10 protein-coding genes are annotated in these 13530 nt (G+C 66.4%); 1 reads left to right on the plus strand and 9 read right to left on the minus strand.

Features of this window, described 5'->3' with window-relative positions; translation table 11 throughout:
* Positions 1–204: 204 nt before the first annotated feature.
* The 5 genes from BLT16_RS00225 to bioA form a co-directional block, all read right to left on the minus strand.
* Positions 205–1845, minus strand: coding sequence for a UxaA family hydrolase (locus tag BLT16_RS00225; protein ID WP_089656430.1), 1641 nt, complete (start codon positions 1843–1845; stop codon positions 205–207).
* Between the two features lie 14 nt (positions 1846–1859).
* Positions 1860–2714: a fumarylacetoacetate hydrolase family protein gene (locus BLT16_RS00230; protein ID WP_089656431.1), complete on the minus strand. Its 855-nt coding sequence runs from the start codon at positions 2712–2714 to the stop codon at positions 1860–1862.
* Between the two features lie 30 nt (positions 2715–2744).
* Positions 2745–3497 carry an SDR family oxidoreductase gene (locus BLT16_RS00235; protein ID WP_089656432.1) on the minus strand — a complete coding sequence of 251 codons (753 nt, stop codon included), beginning with the start codon at positions 3495–3497 and terminating at the stop codon, positions 2745–2747.
* Positions 3498–3927: 430 nt separating this feature from the next.
* The gene (locus BLT16_RS00240) at positions 3928–5505 is read right to left on the minus strand and encodes an aldehyde dehydrogenase (NADP(+)) (RefSeq protein WP_089656433.1); all 1578 of its coding nucleotides are present in this window, start codon (positions 5503–5505) and stop codon (positions 3928–3930) included.
* Between the two features lie 116 nt (positions 5506–5621).
* Positions 5622–6893: an adenosylmethionine--8-amino-7-oxononanoate transaminase gene (bioA, locus tag BLT16_RS00245; protein ID WP_089656434.1), complete on the minus strand. Its 1272-nt coding sequence runs from the start codon at positions 6891–6893 to the stop codon at positions 5622–5624.
* 324 nt (positions 6894–7217) lie between these two features.
* On the opposite strand from bioA, the gene BLT16_RS00250 reads away from it, so the two are divergent.
* Positions 7218–7598 (plus strand): histone-like nucleoid-structuring protein, MvaT/MvaU family, encoded by a 381-nt coding sequence (locus BLT16_RS00250; protein ID WP_089656435.1) that lies wholly within the window; start codon positions 7218–7220, stop codon positions 7596–7598.
* 78 nt (positions 7599–7676) lie between these two features.
* On the opposite strand, the gene BLT16_RS00255 is transcribed toward BLT16_RS00250, so the two are convergent.
* From BLT16_RS00255 to speB, 4 genes are all read right to left on the minus strand, one after another.
* On the minus strand, positions 7677–9122 hold the full coding sequence (locus BLT16_RS00255) for an aldehyde dehydrogenase family protein (protein WP_089656436.1): 1446 nt from the start codon (positions 9120–9122) through the stop codon (positions 7677–7679).
* A 240-nt stretch (positions 9123–9362) separates the two neighbouring features.
* Positions 9363–10979, minus strand: coding sequence for a 5-guanidino-2-oxopentanoate decarboxylase (locus tag BLT16_RS00260; protein ID WP_245701369.1), 1617 nt, complete (start codon positions 10977–10979; stop codon positions 9363–9365).
* Between the two features lie 10 nt (positions 10980–10989).
* Entirely contained in the window at positions 10990–12369 is a 1380-nt protein-coding gene (locus BLT16_RS00265; protein ID WP_089656437.1) for a YjiH family protein, read from the minus strand.
* Positions 12370–12425: 56 nt separating this feature from the next.
* Entirely contained in the window at positions 12426–13376 is a 951-nt protein-coding gene (gene speB, locus BLT16_RS00270; RefSeq protein WP_089656438.1) for an agmatinase, read from the minus strand.
* Between the last annotated feature and the right edge of the window lie 154 nt (positions 13377–13530).

Raw genomic sequence — 13530 nt, forward strand, 5'->3', positions numbered from 1 at the left:
TGTAGGAGCGGTTTCAACCGCGATGCAGCGCGCAGCGCTACTGGGTAAGCCACCCCCATCGCGAATGAAGTCGCTCCTACATTGGCGTTGTAGCCATTCCCAGTGTGGGAGCGGTTTCAACCGCGATTGCAGCGCGCAGCGCTGCCGGTGTAGAGCACCCCATCGTGACTAAAGTCACTCCTACATTTACCTCGGCGCCACTCCTTACAATGATACACCGCGCTTCCAGGGGATGAAGTCGTACTGGGCCAGCTGCACTGCTCTGGGCTGGTAGCGACCCGAGGCGGTGTCGATGCACAGCCTGAGCAGTTCGTCGGCGAGTTCGTCGATCTGCGCTTCGCCACGGATGATCGGGCCGGCGTCGAAATCGATCACATCGCTCATGCGCGTTGCCAGTTCGCTGTTGCTGGCGATCTTCATCACCGGCGTGACCGGATTGCCGGTGGGGGTGCCAAGCCCGGTGGTAAACAGGATCAGGTTGGCGCCGGAGCCGGCCAGGGCGGTGGTCGATTCCACGTCGTTGCCCGGTGAGCAGAGCAGGCTCAGGCCGGCCCGGGTGCGCGGCTCGGTGTAGTCGAGCACGTCGACGATGGGGCTGTCGCCGCCTTTCTTGGCCGCACCGGCGGACTTCATGGCATCGGTGATCAGCCCGTCGCGGATATTGCCCGGCGAGGGGTTCATCGAGAAGTCGGCGCCGACCCGGGAGGCGTGGCGCTGATAGGCGCTCATCAGGTCCTGGAAGCGTTCGGCCACGGCATCGTCACTGCAGCGTGCCACCAGCTCGTGCTCGACGCCGCATAGCTCCGGAAACTCGCTGAGCATGCCGCTGCCGCCCAGCGCCACCAGCCGGTCCATCACCGCGCCGACCAGCGGATTGGCCGACAGCCCCGAAAAGCCGTCCGAACCGCCGCACTCGGCGCCCAGGGTCAGTGCCGAGAGCGGCGCCGGGGTGCGCGGGGTGCGATTGGCCTCGGCGAGGCCGTCGAAGATGGTGGTCAGCGCCTCGCGGATCAGCGCCTCCTCGCTGAGGCTGGCCTGCTGCTCGAGGTAGTGAACCGGACGCAGCCCCTGAGGGTCGCGGCTCGCCACGGCGTTCTTGATCATGTCGATCTGGGCTTTCTGACAGCCCAGGCTGAGCACGGTGGCACCGGCCACGTTGGGGTGGCAGATGTAGCCGGCCAGCAGCTGGCACAGCGCCTGGGCGTCGTCGTCGGTGCCGCCGCAGCCCAGGGTGTGGGTCAGGAAGCGCACGCCATCGACGTTGGGGAACAGCCGCTCGGCGGCAGCCTGTGGCGCGGCCTTGGCGTCGTCGCCGTGGAGCAGCTTGCGCGCCATCTGCTTGTAGTCGCGGTAGGGGTCTTCGCCCAGCGCATCGGCCACGCACTGGCGCAGCACCTCGATATTGCGGTTCTCGCAGAACACCAGCGGGACCACCAGCCACACATTGGCGGTGCCGACGCTGCCATCGGCGCGCTGATAGCCATCGAAGGTCAGGCCTTCGAAGGCGCTCACGTCCGGCGCCTGCCACTCGCCGCGGCGCGCCTGGGGCGTGCTTGAGGCGGTACTGTGGGCGGTATTCTCGGTGGTGATGGCGGCCCCGGCGGCGATCGGCCGGGTGGCGCGCCCCACGGTAACGCCATACATGATCACGCTGTCGCCCTCGGCGAGATCCGCCAGGGCGAACTTGTGCTTGTGACGAATCGGCTCGACCAGGCGCAGCGTATGGCCGCTGTCGTCGATCTGGCTGCCTGCCGCGAGGTCCTTGAGGGCCACCCGCACGTTATCGGCGGCGTGCACGCGCAGGCTGGTCAGACGACCGGCATCGCTGGCAATGGGAGTGGTCATGGTCGTACTCCTGCTCATCGCGGGTCGTCTTCGGCGACCAGGCGCTGCTGCTGTTCGCCGAGGCCGTCGATGCCCAGGCGCATGGACTGGCCGGGGCGCAGGTAGACCTGGGGCGTCTGGCCCATGCCGACTCCTGGCGGGGTACCGGTGGAAATCACGTCGCCGGGCTGCAGGCTCATGAAGCGGCTCAGGTAGCTGATCAGATAGGGCACCTGGTAGACCATGGTGCGGGTGCTGCCGTCCTGGTAACGCTTGCCGTCCACGTCCAGCCACATGCTGAGGTCGTGAGGATCGGCGATCTCGTCAGGCGTCACCAGCCACGGACCCAGCGGGCCGAAGGTGTCGCAGCCCTTGCCCTTGTCCCAGGTGCCGCTGCGCTCGAGCTGGAATTCCCGCTCGGAGACGTCGTTGACCACGCAGAAGCCGGCCACGTGCTGCATGGCGTCGGCCTCGTCGACATAGCGTGCGGTCTTGCCGATCACCACCCCGAGCTCGACTTCCCAATCGGTCTTTTGTGAGCCGCGGGGAATGATCACGTCGTCGTTGGGTCCACAGATGGCGCTGGTCCACTTGTTGAAGACCACCGGCTCCGGCGGTACCTCGGCGCCGGTTTCGGCGGCGTGGTCGGAGTAGTTGAGGCCGATGCAGATGAACTTGCCGACCCCGGCCACGCAGGGGCCGAGGCGGGTATCGCTGGCCACCTCGGGCAGCTGTGCGAGATCCAGTTCGGCCAGTTCGGCCAGCGCCTGGCGGTCGAGGTGGGCACCGCTGAGCTCGGTGACGTGCGCCGACAGGTCGCGAATCTTGCCCTGGGCATCCAGAGCGCCGGGTTTTTCCTGGCCGGGGGGGCCGAAGCGCAGCAGTTTCATAAGCGATTCCTCGTTGTTTAAGCGGTGGGGTCAGGTCAGCCAGCCACCGTCGATGGTGTGGGTGGTGCCGGTGGTGTAGCCGGACTCGTCTGCGGCAAGATAACAGGCCAGCGCGGCGATTTCCTCGGCGCGGCCCAGCCGCCCGAGTGGCTGACGAGCCTCGAACTCGGCAAATACTGCGGCCTCGTCGCGGCCCTGCTGTTGGGCCTGATGATGAATACGCTGGCGTAGCGACGGCGACTCTACGGTGCCCGGACAGATCGCGTTGCAGCGTATGCCCTGGCCAATATAGTCGGCGGCGATCGACTTGGTCAGCCCGATCACCGCCGCCTTGCTGGCGCCGTAGGCGCAGCGGTTGGGCACGCCCTTGAGGCTCGAGGCCACCGAGGCCATGTTGATCACGCTGCCGCCGCCGGTCTCGATCATGCGCGGCAGCAGGGCGCGGGTGAGATGAAACATGGCCGTCACGTTGAGCTCGAAGGAGCGATGCCAGGCACTCTCCTGGCACTCCAGCAGGTTGCCGTCGGCCACGTAGCCGGCACAGTTGAACAGCACGTCGAGCCGTTCGATATCGGCGGCGAGCTGGGCGATCTGCTCGGCGTCGGTGACGTCGAGACGGCGGGTCTCGATCCCGGCCGTGGGGGCCAGCGCGGCCAGTGCATCGGCATCGATATCGGTGGCGATCACGCGGGCACCTTCGGCGGCGAAGCGCTCCGCGGCGGCGCGGCCGATGCCGTTGGCCGCGGCGGTAATCAGGGCGGTCTTGTTCTCCAGTCGTCGCATCGGCGGGTCCTTGGTGTTGGCGTTATCTGGTATGACAGGATGCTAGCGTGATGGCCAGTTAGTATGGAACATCTCGCTGAGCTTGCCAACTGATGGGCGCGGTCAGCCGTGAAGAGCGTAACTGACCCTAAGCGAGGGACGCCGGGGGCAAGGCGAAGAGGGGGTTTGCGCCATGGGTTCGGAGCACGGCTCCGAACGGGCTGGCCATGGATGGCCAGCCCCGGTCCTGCAAGCGGAGCAGGATGCGAGAGCGCAGCAGGGCGCAAGGTAGCGCCCAGGGACGGGTTCACAGCGCCCCCTCGAAGGCTTGTCGACGGATCAGTACCGAGCGCTGCTGTCAGCCTACGGCAGTCCTGCTAAGCCGGTGCTCAAACACAAAAAAGGCGGCCCGCAGGCCGCCTGATGTGATGTTGCCGCATGTTGCGGCGGATTACGCTTCGCGTTTGCCGTCCATCAGCCGGCTGACCGCATAGGGGTTGTCGTCGTGCAGTGCCTCGGGTAGCAGCCCCTGGGGCAGATTCTGGTAGCACACCGGGCGCAGGAAGCGCTGGATCGCCGCGGCGCCCACCGAGGTGGTGCGGGCATCCGTGGTAGCCGGGTAGGGGCCGCCGTGCACCATGGCATGGCACACCTCGACCCCGGTCGGCCAGCCGTTGACCAGGATGCGACCGGCGCGGCGCTCGAGGGTCGGCAGCAGGCGACGGGCCGCGTCGAGATCGGCGTCGTCCATCTGCAGGGTGGCGGTCAACTGGCCTTCCAGCGCCTCGGCCACCGCCTGCATCTCGCTGACGTCGGCGCAGGCCACCACCAGCGCAGCGGCACCGAACACCTCGGCCTGCAGCGCCTCGTCGGCGAGCAGGTCGGCCGCTTCGGTCACATAGAGGCCGGGCTGGCACTGGTGCTGGCCGTCGCCGGCCTGGCCGCGGGCGACCTCGCGGACCTTGGGATGCCCGGCCAGGGTCTCGACGCTTTGCTGGTAGGCGGCATGAATGCCCGGTGTCAGCATGGTCTGGGCCGCGCTCTGCTCGAGGGCCTGCCCCGCCGCGCTGATGAACGCATCCAGCGGCGCACCCGCCAGGCCCAGCAGCAGCCCCGGGTTGGTGCAGAACTGCCCGGCGCCCATGTTCAGTGAGCCGACGAAGCCCTCGGCGATGGCCTGGCCGCGCTCACCCAGCGCCGCCGGCATCAGAAAGACCGGGTTGATCGAGCTCATTTCGGCGTAGACCGGAATCGGCTCCGGGCGCGCCTGGGCGATGGCGGCCAGTGCCTGGCCGCCGCGCCGCGAACCGGTGAAGCCTACCGCCTTGATGCGCTCGTCCTTGACCAAGGCCTGGCCGAGCTCATTGCCGGCGCCAAACAGCAGCGAGAACACGCCCTCTGGCAGTTGGCAGTGAGCGACGGCGGCCTGGATGGCACGGCCGACCAGCTCCGACGTGCCGGGATGGGCGGGGTGGGCCTTGACCACCACCGGGCAGCCAGCGGCCAGCGCCGAGGCGGTGTCGCCGCCGGCCACCGAGAACGCCAGTGGGAAGTTGCTGGCGCCGAACACCGCCACAGGGCCCAGGGCGATATGCCGCTGACGCAGGTCGACGCGCGGCATCGGCGCGCGCTCTGGCAGCGCCGGGTCAATGCGTACATCCAGCCATTCGCCGCGGCGTACCTCGCTGGCAAACAGGCGCAGCTGGCCGCAGGTACGGCCGCGCTCGCCCTCGAGGCGGGCCTGGGGCAGGCCGGACTCGGCCATGCCGCGCTCGATCAGCGCATCGCCGAGCCCTTCGATCTCATCGGCAATACGCTCGAGAAAGGCCGCGCGTGCCTCCAGTGAGGTTTCACGGTAGCCATCGAAGGCCTCCGCGGCCAGCGCGCAGGCGCGCTCGATCTGGCTGTTGTCGACGCCGGGATACGCCGGCGCAAGGCGCTCGCCGCTGCTCGGGTCCACGGCATGCAGCGGCTCACCGCTGCCGGCGACGGTCTGTTGTCCAATCAGAGACTTGCCTTCCAGTGTCATGGTGACTCCTGTGTGGTGGTAGTGTGACATGCTCGGCAATCGCCACCGCGATCAGCCGGATAGGCACCATTGAACGCACTATCGTGCTGTCATACAAGGCTACCACGGCACGCCACTCAAGACTGATGGACCCAGGACGCCATGGCGCCGGTGATGCGGCGCAGTTCATCCGGCGTGGTGATATAGGCCGGCATGGTATACAGCCAGCGGCCGAACGGCCGCAGCCAAACGCCCTGACGGCGGGCATGGGCCTGGGCACCGGCCAGGCTGGCAGCGTCCTTGAACTCGATGGCGGCACAGGCCCCCAGCACGCGCACGTCGTTGACCGCCGGGTGGTGCCTCAGCGTATCCGTCAACAGTTCTTCACGCAGTACGTCATTGAGCCTGGCGATCTTGCCCAGGTAATCCTCCTCCTCGAACACCGCGATACTCTCGAGGGCCACCCGGCAGGCCAGCGGGTTGCCCATGAAGGTGGGGCCGTGCATGAAAGCGTGGCCCTCGTCGTCGCTGAGAAAGGTATCGTAGACCCTGGCCGTGGCCAGGGTGGCGGCGTGGCCCAGGTAGCCGCCGGTAAGGCCCTTGGAGAGCACCATGATGTCTGGCGTGACGTCGGCATGCTCGGCGGCGAACAGCTTGCCGGTGCGGCCGAAGCCAGTGGCCACCTCGTCGAAGATCAACAGCACGTCGAACTCGTCGCACAGCTCACGGGCGGCCCGAACATAGTGGGGGGAGGTCATGTTGAGCCCGCCGGCGGCCTGCAGCAGCGGTTCCATCAGCAGGGCGGCCACCTCGTGGTGGCAGGCCTCGAGGGTCGTGCGCAGGGCGGCGATATCGGCCTCGACATCCTCTGCCGACGCATCGAAGGGCGCGGTGGGCGCAGGCGCAAAGTGATGCCGCGGCAGCAGACCGGCAAACAACGCGTGCATGCCCTCTTCGGGATCGCATACCGCCATGCAGCCGCTGGTGTCGCCGTGGTAGGCGCGCATCAATGACAGCATGCGGTGCTTTTCCGGGCGGTCGCGCAGCACCTGGTACTGCACTGCCATCTTCATCGCCACTTCCATGCCCACCGAGCCGCTGTCGGAGAAGAACACGTGATCGAGTCCTGGGGGCGTGATCCGTACCAGCGTCTCGGCAAGCTCGACGGCCGGCGCATGAGACATGCCACCGAGCATCACATGGCAGAGGGTATCGGCCTGTTGTTGAATCGCCGACACCAGACGCGGATGGCCATAGCCGTGAATCATGCACCACCAAGAGCAGGTGGCATCGAGCAGACGCTCACCGCCGGCGAGGTCGATGAAAGCGCCCTGGCCGCCGACCACGTCGAGCGGTGGCGGCTGAGTCTGCATCTGCGCATAGGGGTGCCAAAGGGTGTGTGATGGCATGGGTAACCTTGTGGGTATCCTGTAAACTCATGATTTAAAATAGGTTAACAAAGCCTGGCAAAGGGCGCCAGCAGTGGGGCAGGCGAGGTATGCGAGTGAATTTGACAGGTCCTCATGGCGGTCAACTACGCTGGGCAAGTCGCTTGTGAAAGTGTGCGCCGGGGGGTTAAACAATAAACACTGCTATTGCGCGGTTGATTAATTGACTTGCGGTTAAGTTGAGGAGTCGAGATAATGCCGCTACGATATTGAAACTCAGCGTCGATTGCGGTGATAATGCCTAGGCATCCCGCAAACTAGCATCTGTTAAAGAAAGGAAACGCAATGTCTCTGCTTAGCGCCTACATGCAGAAAGAGCAGCTTCTCAAGCAGCTCACCGAAGAACTGCAAAACATGGAAAGCGATCAGCGCCTCAAGGCCGAACTCGAGTTCAAGGAAAAGCTCGAAGCGCTGATGAAAGAATTCGACAAGTCCGCCGCCGACGTGATCGAGCTGCTCGATCCCAAGCCGGCCAACAAGGCCGCCGCCAAGGCGCCCGCCACCTCAGCCGGCGGCCGTCGCAAGCGTAAGCTGAAGATCTACAAGAACCCCAACACCGGTGAAGTCGTCGAGACTCGCGGTGGCAATCAGAAGACCCTCAAGGCGTGGAAGGACGAGTTCGGCAACGATACCGTTGAGTCTTGGCTGGTCCGCATCGAAGAGTGATGCCGCGTTACCCGGGTTGATGCCCGTAAAAAGGCCGCGCTTTAGCGCGGCCTTTTTGCTGCGTGAACGGCAGCCGGGTTATTGCGGGCCGATGATATGTTTGACTTCGAGATAGGCGGACAGCCCCCATGGGCCGAGCTCCCGCCCGATACCGCTACGTTTGAAACCTCCCCAGCCGGTTTGCGGCGGCACTAGCTGTTCGCTGTTGTACCAGATACTGCCGGCGCGAAGTTGGCGACCCACGCGCTTGGCGCGATCCGAGTCACCGCTAATTACCGTGGCGGCCAGGCCGAAGTCGCTATCATTGGCGAGTTCGACCGCTTCGGCCTCGTTTGCCGCCGAGCGGCCGCAGAGTACCGGTCCAAAGATCTCCTCCCGCCACAGCCGGCTAGTGGTCGGCACATCGCGATACAGGGTCGGCGCCAGGAAATAACCCTGCTCGGGCAGGGTGCGATGGCGCGCGTCGCGTACCGCAGTAAGGCCCTCCTGCTCGGCAACGGCCAGGTAGGCCTGCACCGCCTCGCGCTGGCGAGCGCTGGTCAGCGGCCCCATGTCGCTGCGCTCATCCAGCGGGTCACCGAGATGCAGCGCATCGATGCGGCTGGCCAGGGCGGCGTAGACCGTATCGGCCAGCGACGCATCGACGATCAGCCTCGAGGTGGCCGAGCAGATCTGGCCGGCATTGAAGTAGATACCGGCCATGATCCAGTCGGCGGCCTGCTCGGGGTCGGCGTCGTCGAGCACCAGTACCGGCGACTTGCCGCCGAGCTCCAGCGACACGCCGCGGGAGCCCTCGCTGGCGGCGCGCATCACCGCTTCACCCACCCGGTTGCTGCCGGTGAACGAGACCTTGTCGACGTCGCGATGCGCCGTGAGCGGGGCACCGATGCCCTCGCCGTCGCCGTGCAGCAGGTTGAGCACACCCGCGGGCAGGTCGATCTCGGCAGCGATCTCGGCCAGCGCCTGCTCCGGCAGCGGGGTCACCTCGGAGGGCTTGAGCACCGCGGTGCAGCCGGCGGCCAGCGCCGGGGCCAGCTTCCAGGCGCTGGTCACCAGCGGGAAGTTCCACGGGGTGATCAGGCCCACCACGCCGGCAGGGTCGTGGTAGCAGCGCGCTTCGATACCCTCCATCTCCAGCGCCACCGGCTGGCCCTGGCGCGCATCGAGGGCGCGGGCCTGGTCGGCGTAGTAGCGGTAGCAGGCGATGGCGTCGTCGAGGTCGATACCGGCCTCGGGCAGCACCTTGCCGTTATTGGTGCAGGATAGCCGTATCAGCGCCTCGCGGCGCCGGGTCAGGGCGTCGGCAAAGGCATCCAGATAGGCGCCGCGCTCGGCGCCGCTGAGGGCCTGCCAGGCGGGCAGGGCGCGGCGAGCCGCGGCCACGGCGTCGTCGACATCGGCCGGGTCACCGGCGGTGACCTCGGCGATCAGCTGCTCGCGGTAGGGATCGCTCACCGGCAGCCAGCGGGTCCCGCGGCTGGCTACCCAGCGGCCATCGATATAGTGATGGTCGAGTCGTTGCACGTAAGAACTCCTGTATTTGTCTTGGCGCCATCGCCCCTGTAGGAGCGGTTTCAACCGCGATTTGTGGGAGCGACTTCAGTCGCGATGCAGCGCGCAGCGCTGCCGGTAACCCAACCCCATCGCGAATAAATTCGCTCCTACATTGGCCTAGGCGCCATTGCTTCTATGGGTGGGATAACCCCATCGCGAAACAATTCGCTCCTACATTGGCCTTGGCGCCACTCCCTTGTGGGAGCGACTTCAGTCGCGATGCTTTTGCCAGGCGTCGGCGCCAATTTCGATCAGGAAGGGGCCATCCAGCGGGCGCGACGCCAGCGCTTCGTTCAGGCTTTCCGGGTCGTCGACATGGGTGGCCACACAGCCGAAGCCGCGCGCCAGCGCCAGGAAGTCCGGGGGCAGGATATCCACCCCGAGCCGCTCGACGCCGTGGGCATCCATATAGCGGCGGATCTCCTCGTAGCCGGCGTTGTGCCACAGCAGGATCACCACCGGCAGGCGCTCCTCCACGGCGGTGGCCAGCTCGGAGAGCGTGAACATCACCCCTCCGTCGCCGACCAGTGCCACCACCGGCAGCTCGGGGCGCGCCAGCTGGGCGCCGAGCGCCGCCGGCAGGCCGTAGCCGAGGGTGCCGTAACCGGTCGAGGCGTTGAAGTAGCGCCGCGGGGCCGGCTGTGACACCAGGTGGTTACCGGCATACACCGGCGCGGTGGAGTCGCCGACCAGGATCGCCTCGGGCAACTGCTCGGCCAGGGTAGCGTAGAAAGGCACGAAGTCGACGAAGGCCGGGTCATTGGCCAGGTTGAGGGCGGCATGCACGGCGGCGGTGCGCGCGGCACCCTCCCGGAACATAGGCGCCGGGAAGTGCTCCAGCAGCAGCGTCAGGCTGCGGCCGGCGTCGGCGACCAGGCCCAGCGACAGGCGCTGGTTGCGCACCAGCTGTTCGGGGTCGAGGTCGATGCGGATCAGCGTGCCGGCCAGCGCGAAGCCGTCGTCGAACACCACGTCATAGTCGGTTTCGCCGAGCTCGGTACCCACGGCGAGGATCACATCGGCATCGCGTGCCAGCTCGCGTACCGCCGGCAGCGCAGCATTGGCGCCGAGGTCCAGCGGGTGGTTGCGACCCAGCAGGCCCTTGGCGTTGATGGTGGTCACCGCCGGCGCATCGAGGCGCTCGACCAGCGCCCGCGCCGCCTCGGGGGCATCCACGCAGCCGCCGCCGAGCAGCAGCAGCGGCCGTTCGGCGCTGCGCAGCCAGCTGGCTGCCTGGGCCAGGCCTTCGGGGTCCGGCGCGGCACGGTAGAACGCCGGCGGATGCCAGGACATGGGCGGTGTGACCGGCGCATTGAACAGATCGATAGGGATCTCGATGTGTACCGGCCCCGGGCGCGCCCCGCGGAACACCGCAAAGGCCCGTGCCAGCACTTCCGGCAGCGCCTCGGGGTCGAGCAGGGTGTGGCTGAAACGCGCCACGCCGCCAATCATCTGCTGCTGGCTGGGCAGCTCATGCAGGCGACCCTGACCGCGACCCAGGGTGTCGCGGCGGTTGACGCTGGAGATCACCAGCATCGGCACCGAGTCGGCCAGCGCCTGCCCCATGGCGGTGGTGATATTGGTCATGCCGGGCCCGGTGATGATCAGACACACCCCGGGTTTGCCGCTGGCGCGGGCGTAGCCGTCGGCCATGAAGCCGGCGCCCTGTTCGTGGCGCGGCGTGACGTGCTGTACGCCGCTGCCCTCGAGGCCGCGGTAGAGCTCCACGGTATGCACCCCGGGTATACCGAACAGGGTGTCGACCCCGTAGGTATCGCGCAGCAGCCGAATCAGCAGCTCGGCGCAGGTCATGGAGGTGTCGGTCATTGCGTGTGCCTCAGAAGAAGAAGGTGTGCGCCATGAAGGCGATGATCGGCAGCGTGATCGCCGTGCGCAGCAGGAAGATGACCAGCAGTTCCCACAGCTTGAGCGGGATCTTCGACTTGAGGATCAGCGCGCCGATTTCCGACATGTAGATCAGCTGAGTCAGCGACAGGCAGGCGATCACGAAGCGCGTCAGTTCGCTCTCGATATTGGTGGCCAGCACCGCCGGCAGGAACATGTCGGCAAAACCCACCAGGGTCGCCGGTGCGGCGGCCTCGGCCTCGGGAATGCGCAGTAGCTCGAGGACCGGCACCATCGGGGTGGAGAGCCAGGTGAACAGCGGCGTGAACTCGGCCAGGATCAGCGCCACGGTACCGATGGCCATGACCAGCGGCAGCAGTGCCAGGAAGATATCGGCGACGTTGAACAGTGCGTTGCGCACCAGTTCGCGCGGGCCGGGAGCGTTCTCGGCGCGTTTCACCGCCATGCTCAGGCTGTAGCGGAACACGCCCATGTTCTCGGTGCGCTTCTCCTTCAGCTGGCAGCCCACCGGCTCGTAGTAGGTGTCCGGCTTGCGTGACAGCGGCGGCAGGCGCGGTACCACGACGGCGGCGATCAGACCCGATACCACCACCGTAAAGTAGAACTGCACGAACATGTGGTTGAGGTCGACGAAGCTGGTGATCAGCAGGCTGAAGGCGATCGACACGATCGAGAAGTTGGTGGCGATCACCGCCGCCTCGCGGCGATTGTAGTAGCCCTTCTCGTACTGCTGGGTGGTGATCAGTACGCCCACGGTACCCGAGCCCATCCACGAAGCGGTGGCGTCGATGGCGCTACGGCCGGGCAGGCGGAAAATGACCCGAAACGGCTTGCGCACCAGGCTGCCAATGAACTCCATGAAACCGAAGTCGACAAGAAACGGCAGCAGGATGGCGGCGAAGAAGAAGAACGTCAGCAGCACCGGCGCCAGGTCGTTGAGCATCACCCCGCCGGTAAAGGAGGCGGTGACGAACTCGGGGCCGAACTGAAACAGCACCATCAGCGCGAAGGCCGCGCCCAGGATGCGCATGCCGAACCACACCGGGCCGACATGGAACATCTCCTTGAAGACGCCCTCGGCGGCGAAGGCCGGCTTGGCGACCTTGACCCAGGTGGTGATCACCACCGACAAGCACAGCACCACGGTGGCGATGGCCGGCAGTGACTCGCCCAGCAGGGTCTGCAGGCCATCGGCCATCAGGCCCATGCCGATGTTGATGGTATCGCCCACCTGAAACGGGATCAGGAACAGGCTCACGCCGATCAGCGAGGGGATCAGGAATTTCAGCAGGTTGCCACGGTCGAGCGGTGCTCGTGGCGCCACCTCTTGGGTGGTATCGGAAGAGGGCATGAGGTCATCCTCGTTGTTGTCGTAAGGGGTTGATGATCAGGAAAGCAATAGATGGATCAGTCCTGATGCTTTACGCCGGGCAGTACGCAGAGCATTTCATAAAGTAGCGTGGCGCCCATCAGCGCAGTGTTGCCGCTCTGGTCATAGGGTGGCGAGACTTCCACCAGGTCGCCGCCGACGATGTTGAGGCCGGCCGCACCGCGCACCAGCTCCAGGCCCTGGGCCGACGTCAGGCCGCCCATCTCCACGGTGCCGGTACCCGGGGCCACCGAGGGGTCGAGGCCGTCGATATCGAAGCTGATGTAGACCGGCGTGTCGCCCATCTGTTCGCGCACCTCGGCCATCAGCGGCGCCAGCGACTTGTACCAGCACTCCTCGGCGGTCACCACGCGGAAGCCCTGGTCGCGGCACCAGTCGAAGTCCTCGGCGGCATAGCCGGTTCCGCGCAGACCGATCTGCGCTACCTTGCCATGTGCCAGCAGGCCCTCCTCCTGGGCGCGGCGGAAGGGCGTGCCGTGGGCGATGGGCTCGCCGAACATGTGCTCGTTGACGTCGGCGTGGGCGTCGATATGGATCAAGCCCACCGGGCCGTGCTTCTTGGCCATGGCGCGCAGGATGGGCAGGGTGATCACGTGGTCACCGCCCAGCGTCAGCGGCTTGCAGTCGTGGCTCAGCACCTCATCGTAGAAGGCGGTGATGATGTCCACGGTCTTGGGCAGGTGGAAGGTGTTGATCGGCACATCGCCGATATCGGCCACCTGCAGGCTGTCGAAGGGCGCGGCGCGGGTGGCCATGTTGTAGGGGCGCAGCATGCGCGACTCGTCGCGGATCTGGCGCGGCCCCAGGCGGGTGCCCGGCCGGTTAGAGGTGGCAATGTCCAGCGGTATGCCGACGAAGGCTACGTCGAGGCCGGCGGCGGTGTCCTGGGTGGGCAGGCGCATCATGGTGGCCGGGCCACCGAAGCGCGGCATCTCGTTACCGCCCAGCGGCTGATTGAACTCGCTCATGCTGTTCTCCTTGTTGATGGGTCCTGGTGCCACTTCGCCCCTGTGGGAGCGACGTCAGTCGCGATTGCAGCACGCAGCGCTGCCGGTTAACCCCATCGCGAATGAATTCGCTCCTACATTGGCCTTGGCGCTGTGGGAGCGGTTTCAACCGCGA

The sequence above is a fragment of the Franzmannia pantelleriensis genome (assembly GCF_900102875.1).
GTDB classification, from domain to species: domain Bacteria; phylum Pseudomonadota; class Gammaproteobacteria; order Pseudomonadales; family Halomonadaceae; genus Franzmannia; species Franzmannia pantelleriensis.

Coding starts and splice junctions, on each gene's coding strand:
- BLT16_RS00230 (WP_089656431.1), bottom strand. CDS start 2,714: ATGAAACTGCTGCGCTTCGGCCCCCCCGGCCAGGAAAAACCCGGCGCT.
- BLT16_RS00225 (WP_089656430.1), bottom strand. CDS start 1,845: ATGACCACTCCCATTGCCAGCGATGCCGGTCGTCTGACCAGCCTGCGC.
- BLT16_RS00235 (WP_089656432.1), bottom strand. CDS start 3,497: ATGCGACGACTGGAGAACAAGACCGCCCTGATTACCGCCGCGGCCAAC.
- BLT16_RS00250 (WP_089656435.1), top strand. CDS start 7,218: ATGTCTCTGCTTAGCGCCTACATGCAGAAAGAGCAGCTTCTCAAGCAG.
- BLT16_RS00240 (WP_089656433.1), bottom strand. CDS start 5,505: ATGACACTGGAAGGCAAGTCTCTGATTGGACAACAGACCGTCGCCGGC.
- bioA (WP_089656434.1), bottom strand. CDS start 6,893: ATGCCATCACACACCCTTTGGCACCCCTATGCGCAGATGCAGACTCAG.
- BLT16_RS00260 (WP_245701369.1), bottom strand. CDS start 10,979: ATGACCGACACCTCCATGACCTGCGCCGAGCTGCTGATTCGGCTGCTG.
- BLT16_RS00265 (WP_089656437.1), bottom strand. CDS start 12,369: ATGCCCTCTTCCGATACCACCCAAGAGGTGGCGCCACGAGCACCGCTC.
- speB (WP_089656438.1), bottom strand. CDS start 13,376: ATGAGCGAGTTCAATCAGCCGCTGGGCGGTAACGAGATGCCGCGCTTC.